Origin of the sequence: Amycolatopsis sp. La24 (genome assembly GCF_029087445.1) — a bacterium.
GTDB classification, from domain to species: domain Bacteria; phylum Actinomycetota; class Actinomycetes; order Mycobacteriales; family Pseudonocardiaceae; genus Amycolatopsis; species Amycolatopsis nivea.
Map to the genome: position 1 here is coordinate 13,111 of NZ_JARACH010000054.1, position 24,617 is coordinate 37,727.

The 24,617-nt window shown below is 69.9% G+C and carries 18 protein-coding genes and 2 tRNA genes; 10 read left to right on the forward strand and 10 right to left on the reverse strand.

All coding sequences use genetic code 11. The features are described 5' to 3' along the window. The first annotated feature begins 5 nt into the window (after positions 1–5). From PUT80_RS35150 to PUT80_RS35160, 3 genes are read left to right on the forward strand one after another with little or no spacing between them, the layout of a single operon-like run. Entirely contained in the window at positions 6–1,322 is a 1,317-nt protein-coding gene (locus PUT80_RS35150) for an MFS transporter (RefSeq protein WP_275294726.1), read from the forward strand. Next, entirely contained in the window at positions 1,319–2,731 is a 1,413-nt protein-coding gene (locus tag PUT80_RS35155) for an amidase (RefSeq protein ID WP_275294727.1), read from the forward strand. The genes PUT80_RS35150 and PUT80_RS35155 overlap by 4 nt, the downstream gene beginning before the upstream one ends. 14 nt (positions 2,732–2,745) lie before the next feature. Continuing rightward, positions 2,746–3,402 (forward strand): GDSL-type esterase/lipase family protein, encoded by a 657-nt coding sequence (locus PUT80_RS35160; RefSeq protein WP_275294728.1) that lies wholly within the window; start codon positions 2,746–2,748, stop codon positions 3,400–3,402. Between the two features lie 7 nt (positions 3,403–3,409). Here PUT80_RS35160 and PUT80_RS35165 read toward each other — a convergent pair whose 3' ends face one another. Together PUT80_RS35165 and PUT80_RS35170 are read right to left on the reverse strand one after the other, a co-directional pair. Continuing rightward, positions 3,410–4,303, reverse strand: a complete 894-nt coding sequence (locus PUT80_RS35165; protein WP_275294729.1) for an NADP-dependent oxidoreductase — start codon at positions 4,301–4,303, stop codon at positions 3,410–3,412. A 147-nt stretch (positions 4,304–4,450) separates the two neighbouring features. Beyond that, the gene (locus PUT80_RS35170) at positions 4,451–5,371 is read right to left on the reverse strand and encodes a DMT family transporter (RefSeq protein ID WP_275294730.1); all 921 of its coding nucleotides are present in this window, start codon (positions 5,369–5,371) and stop codon (positions 4,451–4,453) included. On the opposite strand from PUT80_RS35170, the gene PUT80_RS35175 reads away from it, so the two are divergent. Further along, complete coding sequence (locus PUT80_RS35175) at positions 5,370–6,779, forward strand: PLP-dependent aminotransferase family protein (protein WP_275294731.1); 1,410 nt, start codon at positions 5,370–5,372, stop codon at positions 6,777–6,779. The two genes, PUT80_RS35170 and PUT80_RS35175, sit on opposite strands and share 2 nt — an antisense overlap. A 3-nt stretch (positions 6,780–6,782) precedes the next feature. Here the strand turns inward: PUT80_RS35175 and PUT80_RS35180 are convergent, their stop codons facing one another. Further along, positions 6,783–8,285 carry an AMP-binding protein gene (locus PUT80_RS35180; protein ID WP_275294732.1) on the reverse strand — a complete coding sequence of 501 codons (1,503 nt, stop codon included), beginning with the start codon at positions 8,283–8,285 and terminating at the stop codon, positions 6,783–6,785. 9 nt (positions 8,286–8,294) lie between these two features. Further along, positions 8,295–9,170: an alpha/beta fold hydrolase gene (locus PUT80_RS35185; RefSeq protein WP_275294733.1), complete on the reverse strand. Its 876-nt coding sequence runs from the start codon at positions 9,168–9,170 to the stop codon at positions 8,295–8,297. A gap of 71 nt (positions 9,171–9,241) precedes the next feature. On the opposite strand from PUT80_RS35185, the gene PUT80_RS35190 reads away from it, so the two are divergent. Further along, positions 9,242–9,874 carry a TetR/AcrR family transcriptional regulator C-terminal domain-containing protein gene (locus tag PUT80_RS35190; protein WP_275294734.1) on the forward strand — a complete coding sequence of 211 codons (633 nt, stop codon included), beginning with the start codon at positions 9,242–9,244 and terminating at the stop codon, positions 9,872–9,874. 33 nt (positions 9,875–9,907) lie between these two features. Here PUT80_RS35190 and PUT80_RS35195 read toward each other — a convergent pair whose 3' ends face one another. Continuing rightward, positions 9,908–11,725 carry an NAD(P)/FAD-dependent oxidoreductase gene (locus PUT80_RS35195; protein WP_238604992.1) on the reverse strand — a complete coding sequence of 606 codons (1,818 nt, stop codon included), beginning with the start codon at positions 11,723–11,725 and terminating at the stop codon, positions 9,908–9,910. A gap of 161 nt (positions 11,726–11,886) precedes the next feature. On the opposite strand from PUT80_RS35195, the gene PUT80_RS35200 reads away from it, so the two are divergent. From PUT80_RS35200 to PUT80_RS35210, 3 genes are all read left to right on the forward strand, one after another. Then, entirely contained in the window at positions 11,887–13,071 is a 1,185-nt protein-coding gene (locus tag PUT80_RS35200) for a GAF domain-containing protein (RefSeq protein WP_037814121.1), read from the forward strand. An 83-nt stretch (positions 13,072–13,154) separates the two neighbouring features. Beyond that, a tRNA-Val gene (locus PUT80_RS35205) sits at positions 13,155–13,226 on the forward strand. Positions 13,227–13,260: 34 nt separating this feature from the next. Further along, positions 13,261–13,332: transfer RNA gene (locus tag PUT80_RS35210), tRNA-Val, on the forward strand. A gap of 166 nt (positions 13,333–13,498) precedes the next feature. Here the strand turns inward: PUT80_RS35210 and PUT80_RS35215 are convergent. The 5 genes from PUT80_RS35215 to PUT80_RS35235 all read right to left on the reverse strand — a co-directional run bounded on the left by PUT80_RS35215 (position 13,499) and on the right by PUT80_RS35235 (position 20,581). Next, the gene (locus PUT80_RS35215; protein WP_275294735.1) at positions 13,499–14,041 is read right to left on the reverse strand and encodes a hypothetical protein; all 543 of its coding nucleotides are present in this window, start codon (positions 14,039–14,041) and stop codon (positions 13,499–13,501) included. Positions 14,042–14,630: 589 nt separating this feature from the next. Next, positions 14,631–15,230 (reverse strand): hypothetical protein, encoded by a 600-nt coding sequence (locus PUT80_RS35220; protein ID WP_275294736.1) that lies wholly within the window; start codon positions 15,228–15,230, stop codon positions 14,631–14,633. Next, positions 15,227–19,711 (reverse strand): DUF6531 domain-containing protein, encoded by a 4,485-nt coding sequence (locus PUT80_RS35225; RefSeq protein WP_275294737.1) that lies wholly within the window; start codon positions 19,709–19,711, stop codon positions 15,227–15,229. The genes PUT80_RS35220 and PUT80_RS35225 overlap by 4 nt, the downstream gene beginning before the upstream one ends. Continuing rightward, positions 19,708–20,040 carry a hypothetical protein gene (locus PUT80_RS35230; protein WP_134729508.1) on the reverse strand — a complete coding sequence of 111 codons (333 nt, stop codon included), beginning with the start codon at positions 20,038–20,040 and terminating at the stop codon, positions 19,708–19,710. The genes PUT80_RS35225 and PUT80_RS35230 overlap by 4 nt, the downstream gene beginning before the upstream one ends. Positions 20,041–20,044: 4 nt before the next feature. Further along, positions 20,045–20,581, reverse strand: coding sequence for a YbaB/EbfC family nucleoid-associated protein (locus PUT80_RS35235; RefSeq protein ID WP_275294738.1), 537 nt, complete (start codon positions 20,579–20,581; stop codon positions 20,045–20,047). A gap of 336 nt (positions 20,582–20,917) precedes the next feature. Between PUT80_RS35235 and PUT80_RS35240 the strand changes: the two genes are divergently transcribed. Continuing rightward, positions 20,918–23,053, forward strand: a complete 2,136-nt coding sequence (locus PUT80_RS35240; RefSeq protein ID WP_275294739.1) for a phospholipase C, phosphocholine-specific — start codon at positions 20,918–20,920, stop codon at positions 23,051–23,053. A gap of 157 nt (positions 23,054–23,210) precedes the next feature. Beyond that, a complete protein-coding gene (locus tag PUT80_RS35245) occupies positions 23,211–24,596 on the forward strand; it encodes a PLP-dependent aminotransferase family protein (protein WP_275294740.1) in 1,386 nt (461 codons plus the stop codon). Positions 24,597–24,617 lie beyond the last annotated feature (21 nt).

Genomic DNA, 24,617 nt, shown 5'->3' on the forward strand with positions numbered 1-24,617 from the left:
CGATCATGCCTTTCGCAGCGCCGCCGTCCCCGGACGCGCCCTGGTCGATCCGCCGCCGGGCCTGGGCGGTCACCGCGCTCATCGCGGTCTTCATGGTCATCAACTTCGCGGACAAGGCAGTGCTCGGGCTCGCCGCGGTGCCGATCATGCGCGAACTGCACCTGTCCAACAGCACCTACGGCCTGCTGGCGAGCAGTTTCTACCTGCTGTTCAGCATCACCAGTCTCGCCGCCGGACTGCTTTCCGCGAAGGTCGCCAGCCGCTGGATCCTGTTCGCGCTGGCGGTGTGCTGGGCCGTCGCGCAGGTGCCGGTGCTCGCGTTCGCCGCGGTGCCGACGCTGTTCGCCAGCCGCGTCCTGCTCGGCGCCGCCGAAGGCCCGGCGTCCGGAATGAGCATGCACGCGCTGTACAAATGGTTTCCCGACGAGCGCCGCAGTTTGCCCACCGCGCTGCAGCTCACCGGCGGCTCGGCCGGCATCTTCGTCGCCGCGCCGCTGCTCACCTGGATCATCACCGATTACGGATGGCGGGCCGCGTTCGTCGTTCTCGCGGTGGTCGCCGGACTTTGGGCGCTCGTGTGGCTGCCGATCGGGCACGACGGGCCGTACGCCGCACCGACGGCGGCTGCCACGAACACCGAACCAGCACGTGTCCCGTACCGCAAATTACTGCTCAACGGCACGGTTTTCGGCGGGTTCGCCAGTGCTTTCGGCGCTTACTGGTCGCTGGCGCTCGGCTCGTCCTGGCTGCCCGCGTACCTGCAAACCGAAGCCGGATTCGGCCCGAAGACCTCGGCGACGGTGATCAGCCTGCACGCCGCGCTGAGCATCGTGCTCATCCTCACCGTCGTCCCGGCGACCGGCCGGCTCGTCCGGCGCGGGGTCTCGAGCCGGTGGGCCCGCGGTGCCACGCAAGGGATCGCGGTCGCGCTCGCCGGCGTCTGTATGGCGTTGTTCCCCCTCACGACGTCGGACGGCCTGCGCGTCGTGCTGATCATGATCGCGTTCGCGGCGGGCAGCCTCGCCTATCCTCTTGGGTACCTGACGGCAGGCGAACTCGTGCCCGTCCGGCAGCGGGGCACGGTTTTCGGGCTGGCTGTCGCGATCAGCACGCTTCCCGGGATCATCGCGCCCGCGGTCACCGGCAGCCTCATCGACCACTACGGCTATCCGGCCGCTTTCGCCGTCGGAGCCGCCATCATGGTGCTGACTGGCGCTTACGCCGCTTTCGCCATCCGACCGCAACGCGACGCCGCGCGCATCGGCCTTTCCCCAGCGTCCAACATCCGCCCAGCGACCAGCCCGGCTCAGGAGCACGCGTGACCGACCTGTCCTTCGCCACCGCGACCGAACTCGCCGCAATGATCCGCGCTCGCGAACTCTCGCCGCTCGAACTCATGCGCCACACATTGGACCGCGTGGCGTCGATCAACGGTGACCTCAACGCGGTCGTGTCGCTCGACCCCCAACGCGCGCTCGACGAGGCGACGGCGCTGACCGACCGGCTCGCGCACGGAGCCGAGCCCGGGCCGCTCGCCGGACTTCCGATCGCGGTCAAAGACCTCGAAGACGCCGAGGGTTTCCCCACCACCCGAGGGACCAAAGCTTTCCGCGACGCTCCGCCCGCCGCCTCCGACAGCGTCCACGTCGCCCGGCTGCGCGCGGCGGGGGCCATCGTGATCGGCAAGACTAACGCTCCCCCGATGGGAGCCGCGATCGCGACCCACAACGAAGCCTTTGGCATCACCCGAAACCCGTGGAATCTCGACAAGTCGCCAGGCGGTTCGAGCGGCGGGGCCGCCGCGGCCGTCGCCGCCGGGCTGGTTTCCCTCGCCACGGCAGGCGACGGCGGCGGTTCCACCCGGATCCCCGCCGCGCTCTGCGGCATCGTCGGATTCAAGCCGACCCGCGGCCGCATTCCCCACGGCCCGGCCGAGATTCCGTCCTGGACGCAGCACAGCTGTCTCACGCCGATGACCCGCACGGTGCGCGACGCCGCGCTGCACCTGGATCTCGCCGCGGGGTTCGACCCGGCAGATCCGTACTCCCTTCCGCGTCCGGCGAAGTCCTATGTGGACGGACTTGCGCAGCGGCCGCCTGCGTTGCGGATCGTCGTCCACCGAACCCTCGGCGTCGCCGAGCCCGAACCGGCGGTGCTGCACGCGGTCGACCGCACGATCGAGGTTCTGCGAGAACTCGGCCACGACGTCGTGGAGGACGAAATCGTCCATCCACACGCTGAAGACTTCCCGGCCGCCGTCCAGCTGCGCCAGAAAGTCCTTGCCTACCAGCGGTTCGCCGCGGTCGCCGAGGAGTTCGCCGCGCACCGCGACCGGTTCGAGCCCTGGTTCGCGGACCTCCTTGACCACGGAAGTTCCGTCACCACAGCAGAACTCTCGCGCTACTGGGAATACCGCGGGCAGCTCGACCGCTGGGCCGCCGGACTTTTCGACCGCTGCGACCTGCTCCTCACCCCGACCACCCCGACCACCGCCTGGCCCGCGGAAGGCCCTGACGTCCAGCGGCGGACGATCCCGATCGCCTTCACCGCGCCGTTCAACGACACTGGCAATCCCGCGATCAGCGTCCCCACCGGTCTCAGCCCGGACGGCCTGCCGTGCGCGGTCCAACTCGTCGCTCCGCACCACCGCGACGATCTCCTGCTTCGCGTCGCGGCTGATCTGGAGCAGGTGCTCGGTGCGCCACGCCCGGGAATAACAGCCCGGCGATAGCGTTGCGCAGCTGCATGATCAGCGTGCTCTGCTACGGCGATTCCAACACCTACGGCCAGCGTTCCGAGGAAACGGACAAGGGACGGTGGCCCGCGGACATCCGGTGGACCGGCCAGCTGGCGGCCCTCCTCGGCGGCGGATACCACGTGCTCGAGGAGGGCCTCGGCGGCCGGACCACCGACCTCGACTACCCGGAATCGATGAACCGGCCGGGCCGCAACGGGCGCACCTACCTCCTGCCCGCGTTGCTGAGCCACAACCCGATCGACGTCGTCGTGCTGATGCTCGGCACCAACGACTTGAAGATCCAGTTCGGGCGAACGGCGGCGGAAGTGGTCGCCGCGATCGCCGGGCTGCTGGACGACGTGGCCGCGCACGGGAGGACGGATGCCGGACGCGCGCCGGAGGTCGTGCTGGTGTCGCCGCCGCACATCGACGTGACCGCGCCGGACTTCGCGGACGTCAACGGAGCCTTCTACGACGCGACATCGGCCGCGAAAGCTGTACAGCTGACCGGACCGCTCGCGGAACTCGCGGCGGCGCGCAGTGCGACGTTTGTCGACGCGGCGACCGTGGCGGAGACGGGAGCCGACGGGACGCACTTCAGCGTGCCCTCGCACGAACGGTTCGCCCGGGTGATCGCGGGTGAAGTGCAGCGAATCGCCGGTTGAGCGATAGTCAGACCAGCAAAACCCGCCGCCCGCGGGTGTGTCCCGCCTGGCTGTCCGCATGCGCCGCCGAAGCTTCGGCCAGCGGGTAGGACTTGTCGACCGGGATGTGGAGTTTGCCGCGCTCGATCAGGTCGACGGTCTCCGCGAGGGCTTCCTTCATGTTCCCCCCTGTCCCGGCGAACCGGATACCCAGCATCGGCGCTTCCAGGTCGGCGATCGTGATCACCTTGTCCGGGTCCCCAGTCAGGTCGAGCAGGCCGCGGATCACCCCGGTGCCGTTGAGGTCGAGGGCGGCGTCGACCTGGCCGAGCTGGCGCACCCGGTCGACCCAGCCCTCGCCGTAGGTGGTCGCGATGGCGTCCAGGCTGCGCACGTAATCCTGATTCGCGGCGCTGGCCGTGCCGATCACCTTGATTCCCCGGTCCCGGGCAACCTGCAGCACCGCCGATCCGACTCCGCCCGCGGCACCGCTCACCAGCAGCGTCTGTCCAGTTTGGACACCCACCAGCCGGAGGACGCGGAGCGCCGTCTCGACCACTGACGGGTATCCGGCCGCTTCGGCGAAGGTCAGCCCGGACGGCAACGGTGCCCAGGAATGCAGCACGGCGAACTCGGCGTAGGTATTCGAGCCTCGGCCCAGCACCGGGTCCCCGACCGCGATGCCGGTGACGCCTTCGCCGATCTCGTCGACCACGCCGGAGGCGTCCTGGCCGACGCCGGAGGGCAGTTCGATCGGGCGGATCCGCTGGAACTGGCCCTCGCGAGTGCGCCAATCGTGCGGGTTCACGCCGGCCGCCCGCACGGCGACGCGGATCTGGCCGGGTCCGGCGTGCGGTTCGGGGACTTCGTCCAGTTCAAGGACTTCGGGGCCGCCATAGGCGGCGAAGCGCACTGCTTTCATGCCGCCAACTTAACAACAACGGTTAGCGTTTTGCAACCGTTGTTGTTAAATGAAGAACATGGCGACCGCCGACGAAAGCCGAGAGCTGACCGCCGCACCGGGCCCGCCCGACGGCTGGATTCGGCCTCCTGACCGTGACTACTGGGCCTAACCCCGAGCAGTCCGCACCCGCACCGCGCTCCCCGCGCAGACGATCACCGCCAGTCCGCCCAGCATGGTCTGCCAGGTCAGTTCCTCGCCCAGGAAGACCGCTGCCCACGCCAGATTCAGCACCGGCTGCACCAGCTGCACCTGGCTGACCCGGGTCATCGGCCCGAGGCCCAGCCCCCGGTACCACGCGAAGAAGCCCAGATACATGCTCACCACCGCCAGATAGGCGAAAGCGGCCCACTCGCCCACTGTCGCATGTGGAGGGTGGTTCGCCACCGACACGACGGTCAACGCGACCATCAACGGCGAGGCGACCACCAGTGCCCACGAAACCGTTTGCCAGGCGCCCAATTCCCGCGCGAGCAATCCGCCTTCTGCGTAACCCACCGCGGCGGCCAGTACCGCGCCGAAGAAAAGCGCGTCCGACCATTGGAGTCCGCTGAGGCCACCGCCTTGCAGGACGGCGAAGCCGATCGCCGCGACGGCGCCGACGGCGGCCAGGGCCCAGAAAGTGGCGGGCGGGCGTTCGCGCGTGCGGAGCACCGCTGCTACCGCCGTCGCGGCGGGGAGCAGCGCGATGACGACGGCGCCGTGGCTGGCGGAGGCTGTGGTGAGGGCGTACGAGGTCAGCATCGGGAAGCCGATCACCACTCCGCCCGCGACGACGGCGAGGCGGAACCATTGCGTGCCGCGCGGGAGGCGTTGTTTGGTGGCGATCAGCGCGACGCTCGCGAGCACCGCGGCGACCACTGCCCGCCCCGAGCCGATGAACATCGCCGACAGGCCGCCGTTTTCCACCGCGACCCGGGTGAACGGCACGGTGAACGAGAACGCCACGACGCCGAGCAGACCCCACCAGAGACCGGCCCGGGGTAGCGCCGGTGCCGCCGGGAGAGTAGCGCTATCCTTCAGTTTCATGTCCGACGATAGCAGCTCCCGGATCGCTTCGACACTGCGCGAGTGGATCGCCACCGCCCCGGCGGGCGCGAAGCTGCCGTCGTCGCGGGAGCTGGTCGCGCGGTATTCGGCCAGTCCGGTGACGGTCCAGAAAGCACTGCGCAGCCTGTCTTCCCAAGGACTGGTGGAGAGTTTGCCGGGAGTTGGCACGTTCGTCCGCGCCGCGCCCGCCACCGGGTCCGGCGACTACGGCTGGCAGACCGCGGCGCTCGGCGCCCCGGGGCACGGGCCGCTCAAACAGCCCGCATCGCTGCAATCGGTCTCCACGGGCACAGTAGCGCTTCATTCCGGCTACCCCGACCCGGAGCTGCTGCCGGAGCGGCTCGTCCGGAGCGCGTTCTCCCGGGCCGCTCGGACGGCGGCGCTGGTCGGACGGCCGCCGACCGCGGGCGTTCCCGAACTGCAGGCCTGGTTCGCCGCGGAACTGCGCACGGCGACCCCGGCCGGGATCGCGCCGGTGAACCCGCGAGACGTCGTGATCACCCCGGGCAGCCAGAGCGGACTGGTCACGGCCTTCCGCGCACTGGTCGGGCCGGGGCAGCCGCTGCTGCTGGAATCCCCGACGTACTGGGGCGCGATCCTCGCGGCGACGAAAGCGGGCGTCGCGGTGGTTCCGGTGCCGAGCGGCCCGAACGGACCGGATTCCGACGCGCTGGACCGGACGTTCGAGCAAACCGGCGCGCGGGCCTTCTACGCGCAGCCCAGCTTCGCCAGCCCGACCGGCGCGCTGTGGCAGCCCGATCTCGCCGACCGCGTCCTCAACACCGTCCGCCGGCACGGTGCTTTCCTGATCGAGGACGATTCGGCGCACGATTTCGGCATCACCGCGGAACCGCAGCCGCTCGCGGGCCGCGACGACGACGGCCACGTGGTCTACCTTCGCTCGCTCACCAAGAGCGTCTCCCCCGCGATCCGCGTCGCCGCGCTGATCGCCCGCGGCCCGGCGCGCGACCGGATTCTCGTCGACACGCTGGCGGAATCGATGTACGTCAGCACGGTGCTGCAGACCGTCGCGCTCGACGTCGTGACCCAGCCCGCCTGGCGCACCCACCTGCGCCGGGTCCGGCACCAGCTCAAGACCCGCCGCGACCTCCTGCTCGCCGGTCTCCGCGAGCACGCGCCCGCGGTGCAAGTGGAATCCGTGCCGCAGGGCGGGTTGAACCTCTGGGCGCGGCTGCCCGGCACGGTCGACCTGCCGCGTGTGGTCCGCGATTGCGAGTCCGCCGGCGTGGTGATCGGCCCTGGCGACGAATGGTTCCCCGCCGAGCCGACCGGACGGTTCATCCGGCTCAACTACGCCGGGCCGAATCCGGACGCGTTCGCCGACGCCGCGCGGGTGATCCAAGAAGCGGTCGAAGCTAATGCCTGACCACTAGCCGTTTTCCGCGCGCAGCGCCGCTTTCTGCACCTTCCCGGACGGTGTCAGCGGCAGGCTGTCGCGGAGCACGATCTGGCGCGGGACCTTGTAATCCGCCACCTGCGCCGCGCAGTACTCCTTCAGCTCCGCCTCGGTGACAGCCGAATCCTTTGCCGGGACAACGTAATACCGGCCGATCTCCCCCAGCACCGGATCGGGCACGCCGACCCCGGCCGCCAGCAGCACCCCCGGATGCGCGGCGAGGACGTTCTCCACCTCGACCGGGTAAATGTTGAATCCGCCTTGGACGAACATGTCCTTGGCACGGCCGTGCAGCGTCAGGTAACCGTCCTCGTCCGCGCGGGCCATGTCGCCGGTGTGCAGCCAGCCGTCCGCGTCGATCGCCGCGGCGGTTTCCTCCGGCAGATTGTGGTAGCCAGCCATCATCGACGGGGTCCGGAACAGCAATTCGCCGGTTTCGCCGATCGGCAGCGCTTCTCCGGACGGGGACGCGATTTTCGCTTCCACGCCGGGGAAAGGGACGCCGATCGAGCGTTCAGTCGCTTCCGTGCTGGCATTCCACGGCGTCATCACCACCGCACCGGACACCTCGCTCAGCCCGTACAGATTCATCACGGTCGCCTTCGGGAACGCAGCCGTAAGGCGTTGCAGCAAAGCAGGTTCCGCGTTCGCACCACCGGTGACGACCACGCGGATCGCCGAAGTGTCGACACCGGCGAAACGCTCGTGGTTCAGCAGCAGCGTGTGCATCGTCGGCACGCCGACCCACATCGTGAGGCCAGCCGTCCGGAACAGATCAGCGGCGGCACCGGCGTCGAAGGACGGCAACAGCACCGTCCGACTGCGCGCGACCAACGCGGACAGGATGCAGCAAGTGATACCGCTGACGTGGTTCAGCGGAACCGCTACCGGCAACACGTCGTCGGCGCTCAACTGCAGGTGATCGGCTTCCGCGGCGGCGGACGCCAGCTGGCCGCGATGCGTCAGCGTCGCGCCTTTGGGACGACCGGTGGTGCCGGAGGTGTAGATGATCATCACCGGATCGTCCTTCTCGACTGCCGCCGAAGCAGCAGCCAGCGCCTCGGCGTCCGGCTCCGCCGTGCCCACTTCGGCGAAAGTCGCCGCGGAAACGCCCGGCAGCGCGAGTTTCCCCAGCAGGGCAAGGAAATCGACGTCGCCCGCCGAAGGTTCGGTCACCACGAGACGCGCGCCGGAATCGTTCAGGATGTGCGCGAATTCGGTTTCCCGGTACCGGGGGCTCAATCCGACGACCACGGCGCCGATCTTCGCGGCGGCGAAGTAGACCGCCAGCCATTCCGGCGTGGTGCGCCCGTTGACCGCGATCCGGTCGCCGCGCCGCACGCCCCGCCGCAGGAAATCGGCCGCGATCCGGTCCGACCAGGCGTCCATCTCGCCGAACCGGAGGTCCCGGGACCCCGCCGTCCAGCCGACAGCGTCCGCCGGGGCGGTGCGGAGCAGGTCGTGGATACGCGTCATCGCTCGTCCTCACTGGGTCAGGTGGACGGCGAGGAAGTCGAGCTGATCCGCGACGACCTTTTCGACCACAGGCGGATGGTAGACGGTGAAGTGATCCGCATCGTAGTGCTTCAGCACGGCGCGCGGCGCGTCCTCGGCCACCGCGGCGGCGATCGACGGATCGATGAGGTTCTCGCGGTCGCAAGCACAGATCAGCAGCGGGCACCGCACCCGCGAGGCCTGCGCGGCGGCGTTGTAGAACACCATGTCCAGCCCGGACGCGGCGGTGATCCGGTTGTCGAACTCATAGCCTTCGGGCGTCACCGATTCCCAGCCCGCCAACGCGCCGGGCTGATTCACGAACGCCAGCTCACCCGGGCGGCCGACCAGCGGAACGTACCGGCGCGGCAGCCGCAACGCGGACCGCACGAGGTCCGACACGATCGGCCCGGTGAACCGCGCGAGGTGCCGCAGCCCCGCTCGCGCGACGACAGCCCGGCCGCTGAACACCGGACACTGCACGACCGCCGCGGCCAGCGACGGATGCCGCGCCGCCGCGGCGAGCACGTGACTGGACCCGAACGACGTGCCCCACAACGCGATCCGGCTCGCGTCGATCTCCGGCCGGGAGCGGGCGAACGCCAGCGCCGCGTCGACGTCCTCGGCGTACCGGCGCTGGCTGACCAGCTGCCGGGGCTCGCCGCCGGACTCGCCGAGGTGCCGGAAATCGAACGCCAGCACGGCGAAACCCGCCGCGGAGAACCAGGTTTCGTACTGGCCGAGCATCATCTCGTGCGTCGCGCCGCCGCCGTGCACGAGCACGACCGCCGGATGCGGCCCCGCCCGGTCCGGGAGGGTCAGCCAGGCCGCGCACTGGTCGCGGCCGGAACGGAAAGCAGTGCGCACGATCCCTCCATCAAGTACGTTGTACGTGAACCTAGCTTAAACACGTACCTTGTACTTAATCAAGGAGAAGCATGCCCGCACCGCGGAAGTTCACGCGCGAACGGCTGCAGGCCGCCGCGCTCGCACTGGTCGACGCCGCCGGGCTGGACGGCCTGACCATGCGCAGCCTCGCAACCGAACTCGGCACCGGGCCGATGACGATCTACAACTACGTCGACGGCCGGGACGGGCTGGAACACCTCGTCACGGAAGCGGTGATGGCGTCGGCGACCTGGCCGGATCCCTCCGGCGACTGGCGCGCCGACGTCCACGCCGTCGCCGAGGGAATGTGGCGGGCGGTGCGGGCGCATCCGCACGCCATCCCGCTGATCCTGACCCGCCGCAGCTTCGACCTGCCGACCCTGCGGCCCGCCGAGGCCCTGGTCCGGGCGCTGGCCCGCAGCGGACGATCCGGAGCCGAGCTGCTGGTCGCGTTCCGCACGGTGTCCGCCTTCGTGGCCGGCTTCGCCCAGGCCGAACTGGCCGGTCCCCTGTCACGCGACGCGGACTCCGCCGAGACCGCCGACCGGATCGCGGAACTGGATCACGACGAGTTCGCCGGGCTCCGGGAGATCGCCGAAGCCGCCGCGCGAAGCGATCCGGAAACCGAGTTCACCGACGGAATGCGCGTGCTTTTGGCTGGCCTGCACGAAAAAACCCGGTGACCGCCGAGGCAGCCACCGGGTTTTCTCCCGGGCTCAAGACAGGTGATGCACGTCCTGCAGCCCGTACACCGGCGTCTCAAGCCCTTCGAAGCGCGCCTTCAACTGCAGCGCCAGATACAGCGAGTAATGCCGCGACTGGTGCAGATTCCCGCCGTGGAACCACAATCCCTCCTGCTGGGTGGGCTTCCACATGTTGCGCTGCTCGCCCTCCCACGGGCCCGGGTCCTTCGTCGTTTCCGAGCCCAGGCCCCAGCATTTGCCGACCTTGTCCGCGGTCTCCTGGCCGACCAGGTCGGCGACCCAGCCGTTCATCGAGCCGTAGCCGGTCGCGTAGACGACCACGTCGGCTTCCAGCTCCGTGCCGTCCGAAAGCACCACCGAGTTCGCGGTCAGGTGGTCGACCTGGCCGTGCGCGAGTTTGATGCTGCCGTTGGCGACGAGTTCCGACGCGCCCACGTCGATGTAGTAGCCGGAACCGCGGCGCAGGTACTTCATGAACAGGCCGGAGCCGTCGTCGCCCCAGTCGTGCTTGAAGCCCGCCGCCTCGAGCCGGGCGTAGAAGTCCTTGTCGCGTTCGTGGATCGCCTGGTACACCGGGATCTGGAACTCCGGCATGATCCGGTACGGGATCGACGCGAAGATCAGGTCGGCCTTCTCGGTGGTGACGCCCGCGGCGAGCGCGCGCTCCGAGTACAGGTCGCCGAGGCCGAGGTCCATCAGCGAATCCGACTTCACGATGTGCGTGGACGAACGCTGCACCATCGTCACGTCCGCGCCGTGCTCCCACAGCGCCGCGCAGATGTCGTGCGCCGAGTTGTTCGAGCCGACGACGACCGCCTTCTTGCCCGCGTACGCGTCCGGTCCGGGGTGCTGCGACGAGTGGTGCTGGTCGCCCTCGAACTCGTCCATGCCGGGGAACGACGGCAGGTTCGGCTTGCCGGACATCCCGGTCGCGAACACGACGTGCCGCGGCGTGAGGACCACCTGCTCGCCGTCGCGGTCCACCGTGACGTGCCACTGCTTCGCGTCGTCGTCCCACACCGCGGAGGTGACCGCCGAACGCGTCCAGTACGGCACCTCCATCAGCTTCGTGTACATCTCGAGCCAGTCGGCGATCTTGTCCTTCGGCGCGAACACCGGCCAGTTCTCCGGGAACGGCAGGTAGGGCAGGTGGTCGTACCAGACCGGGTCGTGCAGGCAGAGGTTCTTGTACCGCTTGCGCCACGAATCGCCGGGCCGGTCGTTGCGCTCCACCACGAGCGACGGCACGCCGAGCTGGCGCAGCCGGGCGCCGAGCGCGATCCCGCCCTGCCCGCCGCCGATCACCACGACGTAGGGCTGCTGGCCGTAGCCGAGCGTCTCCTGCTCCTCGGCCCGCTTCTCCGCCCACGACCGGCGGCCGCGGACCACGCCGTGCTCGACGCCCTTGGGCCGCCGCTCCCGCTGCGACTCCTCGAAGCCCTTCAGCTCGCGCAGGCTGGTGAGCAGCGTCCACGCGCCTTCTTCCTTCAGCCGCAGATGCCCTTTCGCGCGTCCGGCGGCGGTCTCGAACTCGATCCACGCCTCGGTGACCCCGCCGGCCTCGGTGGCCGGTTCGCTCGTGCGGAAGCCGCTCGGATCGGTCGTCTCCAGACAGCCGCCGAGGAGGCCGGCGATCCCGTCGCGGCCCTCGACGGTCTTGAGGTTCCAGGTGAACGAAACCAAGTCGCGCCAATAGGAATCGACGGCGAACAACGCCGAGGCAGCCTCGATGTCGCGAGCGGCCAGCGCGGCCTCGAACCGGGCCAGCCAGTCCTCGACCCGGGCCTGCGGCGTGCTCGCCTCCGCGATCCGGTCGACTGTCTGTGTCATCGCTACTCCTCGGACGTCGCTGTCGTGGGTGTAGCGCCGATCACACTCCTCCGGCGAAGGGTGCGGCAAGGGTTGCAGCGTGTTGCACGCGCCCGGTACGTGGAAACATCGGCGCAGGTCACCTATGCTGGGCGGCTAGCGCGACGGTGCGGGAGGTGACTGTGGTGGTGCACAGTGCGGTGCCTCCGGGCCGCAACCTGCCCACCCACGCCCGCGACCTGGTCCGCATGCACGAGGCGGTCATCGGCGGCAGCCGTCCCGCGGTTCCGCCGCGTCCGCTGGTCTCGCGTTCCTGGTCCCGCGTGCTGAGCCTCGGCCTCACCGCCGACGGGATGAACGCCCGCGATTCGGTGCCCGGCGACGAGGTCGAACGCCGCAGGCACGGCTCCCCGCTGCGGCACGTCATCGAAGACCTCCGCCAGGTCGTCGGCGCGACCTCCGATTCCGCGCACATGCTGCTGGTGGTCACCGACGCCGACGGCATCATCCTGTGGCGCGAAGGCTCGTCCGCCATCCGGCGCAAGGCGGACACGCTGGGCTTCACCGAAGGCTCCGAATGGACCGAATCCCGCGTCGGCACGAACGCGATCGGCACCGCCCTGGCCGAAGCCGCCCCGATCGAACTGCTCGCCGGCGAACACTTCGAGCAGAACCAGCACCCGTGGTACTGCACCGCCTCGCCCATCCACGACCCGCGCACCGGCGAACTGCTCGGCGTCATCGACGTCAGCGGCCCCGCGCTCACCCTCCACCCCGCGATCGGCGCCCTCGTCGAAACCGGCAAGCGGCTGGCCGAATCGCAACTGTGGCGCACCCACCGCCAGCGCCTCGAACGACTGCGCCAAATGGCTGAACCTGTCCTCTCCTCCGGCCCCGCCCTGGTCGTCGACGAGGACGGCTGGGTCGCGCACAGCGTCGGCGTCTCCGCGGGCGAACGCATCGCCGCGCCCCAAGCGGGCCAGGTCGTCGCCGTCCCCGGCCTGGGAGCCTGCCTCCCCGAACCCGTCGCCGACGGCTGGCTCGTCCGCCCCGCCGACACCGCCCGCACCGTCCGGCTCGACCTCGACCTCACGCCCGCACCCCTGCTGAGCCTCCAAGCAGGCGACACCGGCTGGCGCCGCCCGATCACCAAACGCCACGCGGAAATCCTGGTGCGCCTGGAAAAGGCCGGCCGCGACGGCCTGTCGGCGGTCGCGCTCAGCCACGCCCTCTACGGAGACGCCGAACACCTGGTCACCGTCCGCGCCGAGGTGTCGCGCCTGCGCCGCCTGCTCGGCGCCATCGTCGACACCCGCCCCTACCGCCTGGCCGAAGGCGTGCGCATGACTGTCCACGCAGGACAGTGACCAGCGAAGTCCTCGAAACCAGGCCCCCCGTGCGACGTCGCCGAGGCATCCGCTAATGTTTACGACACGTTGCACAGCAGCAAGCGCGATTAGCTCAGCGGGAGAGCGCTTCCCTGACACGGAAGAGGTCACTGGTTCAATCCCAGTATCGCGCACTCCAGTCCACCCCAGGCTGGTGCGTTGCACAACGGGCGATTAGCTCAGGGGGAGAGCGCTTCGTTCACACCGAAGAGGTCACTGGTTCGATCCCAGTATCGCCCACGCTCGGATCTCGAGGCGAGGTATGCCCGCACAACGCGCGGGCCTTCCTCGCCTCGAGGTGTTTTCTGGGGGTGCAACCCCCAGGCCCCGCCCGGAGGGGCTTCGCCCCCCGGACCCCCAAAGCGCGTGGTTCCGTCGGTCTCGTCGGTGCCGGTGCCGGTGTGGGTCAGGGGTCGCGGGGGTTTGTTTTGGTTGCGGCGGTGTGGCGGGTTTTCTTCGTGCGGGCGTGTTCGGCTAGCAGGGCGAGGGTCTGAGGGGACGCGGAGAAATCGGCTAGGCGTCGCTGCATCCAGTCGCTCGCGGCGGACAGGGCGGCGGCGTCCGGGGGCTGGCCGTTTTCGATGTCCAGCCATAGTTGCCAGTCTCGTACTCGTTGGCGGACGAACTCGCGGTCGTTTGGCGGTGCCAGGCGGTCTGCTTCAGTGATGATGTCCGCGGACTGCTGCTGGAATTTGGTCGGGTCGGCGGTTTTTTCTGCGATGTGGTCGAGAAGGTTCACCACTGCGGTCTTGGCTGTCAGCGGTTCCGGGTCCCGTGCCAGCACTGCTGCCAGCTCTCGAGGGTCGATGCTGTCCGCCGCGATGACGCGGCGGTAGGCGGCGGAACGGACGTGCTCGTCCGCGATCGCGGCGTCGACATCGACGTCGGTCAGCTCGGCGGCCGCGAACAAGGCGGTCAGGTCGGCTCGCAGCGTCGTCACTTCGTACATCCTTTGGCCGGGCACTCTGTTCGGCGACCTGGTCAGCGATCCGGACGGGGCCGTCCGGACGGTTTCCCGGCCCGCCGCGGCAAAACCGAAACTCAGGTTGCGCAGTGCGAGCGGCGACCCTGAACCCCAGTATGAGGCAATGCCAGGACCTCAAGAGGCGGGCAGGTGCGTTTCGACGTCTGCCTGCCCAGGTCGGCGATGCAGCAGAGGCGAGATGCGGGGCCAGTGGTCCGTGAAGGGCTCCTTCACGGACCACTGCTGCCAATGCCCGGGACTTATAATAAGCCGCGTGGCCTCAGTCACGCCGACCGTCCACAAGAGACGCCACCGAAACGCCCGATTCATCCCCGCCTAGCCGTATCTTGACGACCGTGAGGGCCACCCTGAGGGAATCTGATTCCCTCAGGGTGGCCCTCACGGACCTCAAGCATCAGTTAGCTGGCCATCAAACGGGCATTTCGGCACCGCTGACGTCTCGTGCGGACGGTCGCCGGGCGGAATCGGCGTGGCGTAAGCCCCTGGCATTGCCAGCATGGGGTGGGCGGACGTTTCCGTTCCGGCTTCGGTTGAGCCGGGTGTTTCTGCCCGGTCAGAAGCTCCAGGGGTCGGGGTGCGGGGTTCTGGTGGGGTCCGCCGACCAGATGAGGCGGCTTTCCACGTCGGGAGCCGCCAGGGTCCGCAGGCGGTCGGCCGCCCATTCGTTCCAGTAGAGCTTGGTCGACTGCGGAACCCGGAAAACCGGGAGGCCGGAGGGCACCGCGTCGGGGCGGAACACCGATTTCCGGATCACCCCGTCCCATTCCGGCTCGGACGACTCGCTGAGATCCAGGCAGTCGACGACCTGCTCGACGAGAAAGAGAAACCACTCGTCGCTTTCCTTGCCGTCGACAATGAGCGGCAGCAAGCTTCCGGAAGCCTCGAAATCGGCGCGGAACTCGTCGGCGACGCGGCGGCCGACGATCGGAGCCTCGTCCGCGCCCGGCGAGAACTCGACCGGCCGCCAGCCCGGGTCGCCGACCCACTCCGCGACGATCCCGCGCGGATAGTCGTCCGGGGAGTCCGACAGCATCCAGCGGACGACCTTCGTCAGCTCGCCCCCAATGGTCAGCGCGCGATACTCCCCGCGGGCTTCGCTCACGCTCGGCAGCAGGCGGCACACCGCCCGGCCACGTGGGATGTCGGCCATCACGCGGTCCAGTATGCCCCAGGCCCCGGCGCGCCGCTGGAAAGCTCGCCCAGCACCGATTTCCCGATGCCGCGCAACTCGTTCCGCAGCAGCCCGCCGATCGCGGTCTGGCTGAGACCGCGCGCCTGGCCCTGTGCGACGACGCCCTGCAGCCGGTTGTAGACCTTCTCGTGGAACCCGCCGCGGTGGGTGTAGTTGTGCGGCGTCGGATGCCCCAGCGGAATGCCGTTCGCCGGGTCGTTGATGTCGACCTTGTGCGCGTCCAGCAGATCCCGGCTCTTCGCGCCCCACGCCCACTGGTTCTTGGTCCCGCCCGACGGGACGATGTGCGCCGCCGCCTCCCCCGGCGCGGGAGCGCGCCCCTCGGCCGCCATGTTGTTGCGCAGGATCGCGGCGTTCTGCTTGCACGTCAGCAATCCGAGATAGTCCAGCCACGCCATCGGGTTGATCGCGTACGAACGCTGGTTCGGACCGCCGGCGAGGCCGAGCGGGTCGGCGCTGGCGTACTCCGCGGTGGCCGGGTCGTAATGCCGGAAGTAGTTGTAGTGCCAGCCGGTTTCGGGATCGAAGTACTGCCCGGGGAACCGCAGCGGCGTGTCGGCGGTCGAGTCCGGGGCCCGGCTGGTGACGCCCCACACGGTGCGCCGCGCGTGCCACGCGACGGCGCCGCTCTCGTCCACCAGTTCGGTGGGAGTGCCGAGCACGTCGGTGACGATCGCGAAAAACCGTTCGTCCACCACATGTTGCGGAGCGTCCGCCGCCGTCCGGCGTTCGACCTGGCTCACCGGACGCACCCCGTCGCGGTCCCAGGTCGTGGTCGTCACGTCCGGACGGTCGACGGCACGAGTGCTCTGTTCGACGAGATGCACGCCGTCCCAGGCGAAAACGGTTTCTTCGGCCACGCTCACGCCGTCCGGGCCGAGCCGTTCCTTGGCGATCCGCCGCCCGAGCGGATCGTGCCGGTAGCGCCACCTGGTCCCGTCCGGGGTCGTCACGCCGGTCAGCCGGTCGTCGGAATCCCAGGTGTAGCTCCAGACCCGCCGCTGCCCGGACAGCGTGCGGCTGGAACGTTCGACGATCCGGCCCTGCGCGTCGTGCCGGTAATGCACGGCGCCGCTGCGGCGAAGGACGACGCCCGCGTATTCGCGACCGCCCTGCGGGGCAGGGTCCTGATCCGGCCATTCGGCGCTGCTGACATCGCCGAATTCGTTGTAGGCGTAGCGTTCCGTCCATCCGGCCCCGCGCACCGCGGTGACGCGTCCCCAGCGGTCCAGGTCGTACTGCCGGGCACCGGCGAGCTGGTCCTGAATACTGGTGACGACGCTGTCCGCGCGGTAGTGGTAGGCGCGCCGCTGACGCGACCGGGCGGAGGCGTCGGTGACCTGCTGCCCGACGAGCCGATGGTTCGCGTCCCAGCTCTGGTTCACCATCGCGCCGCCACCGAGCTGACGGCGGACCTCGCGACCGGCCGCGTCGTAGCTGAGCCGGACCGTGTGGCCGTCGGTGCGTACCACCACCGGCTGGTCGTTCCCGTTGTACTCGCAGCCGGTCCGCACCCCGGCCGGGGTCACACGCAGGATCCGCCTGCCGAGCAGGTCGTACACCGATTCGACGGCCCGGCCGTTGCAGCTTTCCCTGAGCACCCGGCCGAGCGCGTCCCGCTCGAGGACCAGCTCGGCGTCCGGCCCGGCCGCCCGGACCAGGTGATCGGCGGCGTCGAACTCGTACGTCGTGACCCCGCCGCCGACGCTCTTCTCGATGACGTTCCCCCGCGCGTCGTGGCGGAACGTCATGACTTCGCCCGCTCCGTTCGTCCGCGCGATCAGCTGGCGGGCCGGGTCGTAGGCATAGGACGACGTCCGCCCGCCGAAGTCGGTTTCCGAAACCAGGTTGCCCGCCGCGTCGTAGTCGTACCGCCACACCCGGCCGCGGGCGCCGGTAACCGACAGGAGGCGCAGTTCGGTGTCGTACGCGAATTCCAGCCGGGATCCGTCGACGTCGATCTTCGCGGACGGCGAATCGAAAAAGGTGTATTCGGTGCGGATGGTCTGGCCGAGCGCGTCGACGTAAGCGATCTCGTTGCCCTCGCCGTCGTACCGCCAGTGTTCGGTGGTCCCGTCCGGCTGCGTGCACGACAGCAGCTTGCCTTCGACCGTCCAGGAGAACCGGGTGATCCCGCCGAGCGGGTCGGTGACCGTGCTGATCCGGCCGAAGACGTCCCGGGTGTAGCGGGTGGTCGCGCCGAGAAAATCTGTGACGGCGACCGGAAGGCCAGCCGCGTCGGATTCGACGCGGCGAGTCTGGCCGAGCGCGTCGGTCAGCCCGGCCGGATGCCCGCGGCTGTCGAGGTGGTACCGGGTGACCGCTCCCGCGGGATCGGTGACGGCGGCGAGATTGCCGCGTTCGTCGTACTCGTTGCGCCACACCGTCCCGTCCGGCCCGGTCAGCACGACCGGCTGGCCGTCGCTGTCGTACTCGGCGGTCGTGGTCCGGCCGTCCGGGTCGGTGACGGCGATCAGCCTGCCGTCCTCGTCATAGCGGAACCGCGTCGTCTGCCCGAGCGGATCGGTGCGCGACAGCAGCCGGTCGTACCGGTCCCGTTCGGTGACGACCGTGTGTCCCAAGGGATCGACCGCGCGGACGAGCTGCCACGCGTCGTTGAAGTGGTAGGTGGTGACCTGCCCCAGCGAATCGGTGTAGGTCGTCGTCCGGGCCGCCGAGTCGTAGCCAATGGAACAGGCCAGCGCGCCGCCGGTGCCGTCGGTGCGGACGCAGCGGCCGAGTTCGTCGAAAACGTAGGCGTACCACCGGTCGTTGCGGTCGGTCCACTTGACCACGCGCCCGTGGCTGTCGTACTCGAACCGGACCGGCAGACCCGAGGAGTTGAGGATCTCGGCCAGCCGGCCCGCGTCGTCGTAGCGGTAGCGCACCAGGTCGATCCCGGCCCCGGCGTCCGGGCCGAGCAGGCGAAGCCCGGTCACCAGCCCGTTGCCGCTGTCCACCGCGATCCGGTACCCGCCCGAATGCCGGAGCAGAGTCGGGACGCCGTTTTCGTCGCGGTCGACGTCGATCCGGTCGCCGTTGCGGTCGGCGATCGACGCGAGCGGCAGCACGGTGATCGCGCCGGCTTGGTGCGAGGGCGAGAAACTCAGCGTACGGCGGAGTTCCCGGCAGTCGATCGCGTAGCCGCCGTCCGGCGTGCGCGCCAGCGGCCACCGCGCGCCTTCCTCCGGCAGCACCGGCGAACCGTCCTCGGGCGGGACCGGGTACGCCAGCAGCACGCCGTCCGGGGCGGCGTACCAGATCCGCGTGCCGTCCGACTCGAGCCGCTCGTCCAGCGTCGAGGCCCAGGACGGGCCGAAAAACCGGCCGGCGCGGTAGGAGGACAGGTGCGCCCTGGTCACCACGAGCGGCAGCGCGCCGGGCAGTTCGACGTCGGTCTGCACCATCAGCATGTCGCCGGTGGCCAGGTCGATCGGGTCGCCGCCCTCGCATTTCCCGTCGTTGGAGCGGCCGTCCTTGCGCGGCTCGCCGTTCTCGTGCACGGAGCCTTCGCCGTCCGGATTCCCGGTGCGCGCCTCGCTCGGCGAGGTGTGCCCGTCCGGCGCGGCAGCGGGATCGTCGGCGTGCGCGGCCTGCGTTCCGTCGCCGCCGGGTTCCTTGCCGTGCGGGGAGGTGTGCGGATCCTCGGCCGACGACACATGAGTCGCGTCGCCGGCTTCGCCCCGTCCGCCGTGGAGTTCGGCCAGCACCTTCTTGATCGACGCGAAGATCTCTTCGAGCTTCGACATCAGCGGCCGAAGCTTCTCGACCGAGTTGATCAGCTTCTTGATCAGCGCGCCGATCTTCTCCAGCCACGCCGACACCTGCTCGACGACCTGCGCCACCACGACCGGCGTGCCGAGCCCGAGCGAGCACACCTCCTCCAGCGCGTCCTGGATGAAGTCGCCGACCGCCTGGGTGATCATGTCGCGGACCAGGCAGCGCACCGCGGCGGTGATCACGCCGACGACCTCGACCACCGTGCTGATCGTGTTCGCGCACGTCGCGGCAGCGTTGATGTGGTCGATCTTCTTGCCGATATTGGCCCGGTACGCGTCGGCCGCCGCGCCCTTCCAGTTCGCGGTGTCCTTCTGCACGGTCGCCGCGAGATCCTTCGCCGCCTGCTGCGTGGCCTGGCCGACGTTCTTCCAGGTCTGCGAGTACGCCGAGATCTGGTCGCCGTCGCCGGCCAGCTGGTTCAGCGCGTCCTGCAACGGTTTGACGTGCTCGATCAGCCAGTTCAGCCCGTAGGAGATCAGCGTGCCGACCGGGTTCATCGCCATGGTCAGCATGTCCAGGCCGGTGCCGAGGGCGGCGATCCCGCCTTCGATCCACGAACCGGACTGCACCCCGTCGTACACGCCCGCGGCGTCGTCGAGGACGTTGATCCCGCTGTGCCAGGTGGTCGAGTCCTGCCGCTGCGCCACCAACGGGTTGCTCACGAGAGCTTCTTCCCGAGGCCGTTGATGGTCTGCGTGTGGTTCTGCTCAGCGGTCTGATACGTCGTCACGGCCTGGTTCACCGTTTGCGCCACCTGGCCCATCGCCTGCTGCGCCAACGCCAGCGTCGCCAGCCCTGGCGCGCTCACCGCGAGCACGATCGGCACGAACAACGGCCCGGTGATCAGGCCGTACGCCTGCACCCCCACCGTCACCTGCTCCGCCGCGGCCAACGCCTGCCCCAGCGTTTTGCCGACCTGCTCCACCGCTTGCGCGTGCTTGGCGAGATCGTCCGGATGGACCTCGTAGCCGCCGGAACCGTCACCTGCCATCGGATCATCCCCGTGTCATGAAGGACTGGCCGAAGCCGTCGTCGCCGTCGTCGGAGTCGCCGGGCGGCCTGCGCACCGGAGGCGGTTTCGGCGCGGATTCCTCTTCGAGGCCGCCGAGATTCCGGACGTTGCGGTCCTCGCCGGGGTCCGGTTCCTCCGGCTCCGGCTCGGGAAACTTGGCCCGGTAGTTGCCGACGATCGTGTCCATCGTCTGCCGGTCGTCGCCGATCGTCTCCGCCATGACCTCGCCGAGCCGGTCCGGCAACCGTGCCTGCGCGCGCCGCAAAGTCGTCAGCACCGCCGCGGCGACCTTCGCCCCGGAGCATTCCCGCACCTGATCGGTGATTCGCAGATCGGTCACGTTCCCCGCGGAGTCGACCGTGACCGTGACCAGACCGTCCTTGCCCGTCTCGGTCACCGAGACCTGCCCGACCGCGGCCTGCATCGCTTGGTACCGCTGGGCTTTCTGCTTCGCCTCGGCCACCATCCGGTCCACGCGCGCCGCCGCGTCGCCGGCGTCACCGGACAGCGGATCGCTCATCCCCGCATCCCCCGTTCCCCCGGTTTTCGGACCCACCAGAGGAAACCACCGGCGTTCGAGGCACATGGTTCGCGTAGGGCAAGTTAGCTCGAATAGCCGAGCCGTTATGAGCGGTTAACTCGCCGTTTGCCCGGAATGCCCGGCAACCGGCCCCTCGGCATGACGGGCGGGTGGCGTCCGGATTGCCGGGATCCGGCGCGGTCGCGGCGAACCGGAAGTATTCACCCGCGCGCCAGATCCGGGACACTCGGCTCGTTCATGATCTCCCCCGGGCGAGCGGCGGCCGGTAAATCCGGGCGACCGCTGTCTCGCCGCGAGCACATGGAGGAACACGACATGGCGGGTACGAGTCGCCGGAACTTTCTCGGCATGGCGGGCGCTTCGCTCGCCGGGGCGGCGGCCGGAGGGCTGCTGCCCGGGTCCATCGGGAAGGCGCTCGCGGTCGAACCGGCCCGCCGGTCGGGGACCATCGAGGACGTTGAGCACGTCGTCGTCCTCATGCAGGAGAACCGGTCCTTCGACCACTACTTCGGCACCATGCGCGGCGTGCGCGGCTACGGCGACCCGCGGCCGCACCTGCTGCCCAACGGGCGGCCGGTGTTCTACCAGCCGCCGGCGAAGACGCGCACCTCCCGCTACAACGGCCGCGGCCTTCCCGACGACGCCGAGTACGTGCTGCCGTTCCCGCTCGACGCCCTGCGCACCAGCGAGCACATCGCCGGCACCGACCACAGCTGGGGCAGCGGCGAGCCGCTCTGGAACGGCGGACGCTATGACGGCTGGGTGAACGAGAAGCAGGACGTGTTCACCATGTGCTACCAGCAGCGTTCCGAGCTGCCCTACCACTACGCGCTGGCCGAGGCGTTCACCATCTGCGACGCCTACCACTGCTCGGTTCCCGCCGACACCGCGCCGAACCGGATCATGCTCTGGTCGGGCACCATCGACACGCAGAACCGGCTCGGCACCAAGGCGAACGGCCCCGGTCTGGACGAGCGCGCGAACACCAACGGCTACACCTGGACCACCTACCCCGAGCGGCTGCAGAAGGCCGGCGTCACCTGGAAGCTTTACCAGGGCGGCAGCGGCATCCCGGGCGAGCCGACGGACAACTACACGGACAACTCCCTCGAGTTCTTCGCGCAGTACCACCCGCAGGAGGGCGCGTCCGGCCCGCTGGTCGAGCAGGGCGTTTCGACGCACACGCTCAAGGAGTTCCGCGCCGACGTGCAGGCCGGGAAGCTGCCGCAGGTCACCTGGATCGTCCCGCCGTACAAGTACAGCGAGCACGCCGCCGCGTCCGCCAGCGACGGCGCGTACTACCTGAACCTCGTCCTCGACGCGCTGGTCTCGAACCCCGAGGTGTGGAGCAAGACCGTCTTCTTCGTCAACTACGACGAGAACGACGGCCTTTTCGACCACGTCGTCCCGCCGATGCCGCCGCTGCTGAACCAGCCGGGCACGGACGGCCTGGTGTCGCGGGCGCTCTCGGCCAGCCTCGCCGACGAGTTCCTCGACTTCGACAAGCTGCGCCCGAGCACCGGAACCGGCCCGAGCGGCCACCGGCTGGCCGGCAAGCACCCGGCCGGACTCGGTTCCCGGGTGCCGATGTTCGTCGTGTCGCCGTGGTCCCGCGGCGGCTGGGTCTGCTCCGAAACCTTCGACCACACGTCGGTGCTGCGTTTCCTCGAAGCCCGGTTCGGCGTGGCGGAGCCGAACATCAGCGCGTGGCGCCGGTCCGTCTGCGGCGACCTCACCTCGGCGTTCGACTTCTCCCGCCCGCAGACCAAACCGGTCGTCACACCCACGCCCGCCCCGCTGCCGAGCAAGAACCAGCCGTTCTCGGTGAAGCTGCCGCAGGCGATGCCGAAGCAGGAGCCGGGCGTCCGTCCCGCACGGGCGCTGCCGTACCGGTTCACCACTGCGCTCGCCGGAAAGCGCGACGGGCACTCGGTTTCGGTGCGGTTCACCAACGACGGCACCGTGGGCGCGCACTTCTACGTCTACGCGCACGGCGACTCGCCCCGCCGCTACACGGTCGCCGCGCATGACACCCTCACCGACACCTGGGACGGCGCACCGGGCACCGACGAGCACGGCAATTACGACCTGCGCGTGACCGGCGCGAACGGTTACCTCGCGCAGTTCACCGGCACCACCGCGGACACCACCGAACCCGAGGTGTCGGTGTCCACGAACAACTACGGTGCCCCGCTGCTGACCCTGACCGTCACCAACCCGGGCCGGCAGCGCCGGAAACTGAAGCTGCGCAACGATTACAGCCGCGGCGCCGCCCGCACGATCGTGCTCGGCCCGGGCGAAACCCGCCGGCTGCCGTGCGAAACGGCCTCCGCGTTCGGCTGGTTCGACATCTCGCTGACCGACCCCGCCGCGCCGGGCTACCTGCGCAGGTTCGCCGGACACAACGAGACCGGCCGACCGAGCTTCAGCGACCCGGGTCCGCGGCGCTGATCACCGCTGCACACGTTCGCGCGTAATGGAAACGCCCGGCCGCGCAGTCCTGGCCGGGCGTTTCCGCGTGCCGATCGCTTCGTCGCTTGAGCCGGGCCACGCCCGGTGCGGGCGGATCGCGCAGGCTCTCCGCTGACGAAGCGGCTAAAGTCCGGCCATGAAGCGCGCATCGGCGGCCGACGGGCTCGACCTCTACCTGCCCGTGTCCACCACCCGTCCAGCGCACGCGCTCGAAACGGCGTTGCGCGCTGCGGTCGTCGACGGCCGTCTCCCGGTGGGCACCCGGCTGCCCGCGTCGCGCGCACTCGCCACCGATCTCGGCATCGCCCGCAGCACCGTCTCCGAGGTCTACTCGCGACTCGCCGCCGAAGGCTGGCTGGAAAGCCGCGTCGGCGCCGGAACGTGGATCGCCGGGTTCCCCCGGCAGGCGCAACCAGCTGCCGCGCAACAACAATCGCCGCCGGAGTACGAACTTCGCGGCGGCCTCGCCGACGCCGGAGACTTCCCGCGCAGCCAATGGAGCGCGCAAACCCGGCGGGCGCTGTCGGAAATGCCGGTCTCCGCGTTCGCCTACGCACCGCCCGAAGGAGTGCCCGAACTCCGCGACACCCTCGCCGGATACCTGGCCCGCACGCGCGGTGTCACCGCGGGGGACATCGTGATCGGCAGCGGCTTCGGCGACCTGCTTTCGTTGACCTGCCGCGGCATTCGCGCGCGCGGCGGCAAGCGGATCGCCGTCGAGGAGTACGGGCACGAACGGCACCGGCGCATCATCGCCGAGTCCGGTTTGGACATCGTCCCGATCCCGGTGGACGCGGAAGGCGCGGACCTCGACGGCACGAAGGCCGACGCGGTCTTCCTCACCCCGGCCCACCAGTTCCCGACCGGCGTCCCGCTCTCCCCGGAACGCCGCCGAGCCGCCGTCGAATGGGCCAATGCGCGCGACGCGCTGATCCTGGAAGACGACTACGACGGCGAATTCCGCTACGACCGCCGCAGCATCGGCGCGCTCCAAGCCCTCGCGCCGGATCGCGTCGTGTACCTGGGCACGTCGAGCAAAGCCCTCGCCCCGGCCGTCGGCGTCGCGTGGGCCGTGACCCCGCCCGACCTCCTCCCCGAGTTGCTCCGGCAGCGCAGCCTCAGCGGCGTCACGCCCAGCGGCCTGCACCAGCAGGTCCTCGCCCGTTTCCTCGATTCCCACGAGTACGACCGCGCCGTCCGCCGCCGCCGCGCCACGTTCCGGACGCGCCGCGAACTGTTCGCCCAGCTCCTCGCCGATCGCACTCCGGACCTGCGGCCCGGCGGTCTCGCCGCGGGTCTGCAATGCCTGGTCGAACTCCCGGACGCCGCGGCCGAAGAACGCGCGCTCGCCGCCGCCCGCCAGTTCGGCGTCGCTCTCGAAGGACTCGCCGACTACCGCGCCCCCGGCGGCAACCCGGACCGCGCGGGCGTCGTCATCGGCTACGGCGCGGTGTCGTCCGCCCGCGCCACGCGCGCCCTCGCCTTGGCCGCCGACGCGCTGGCAAATGGTCTGAGTTCTTAGCGTCAGATTGGCCGGGAACCC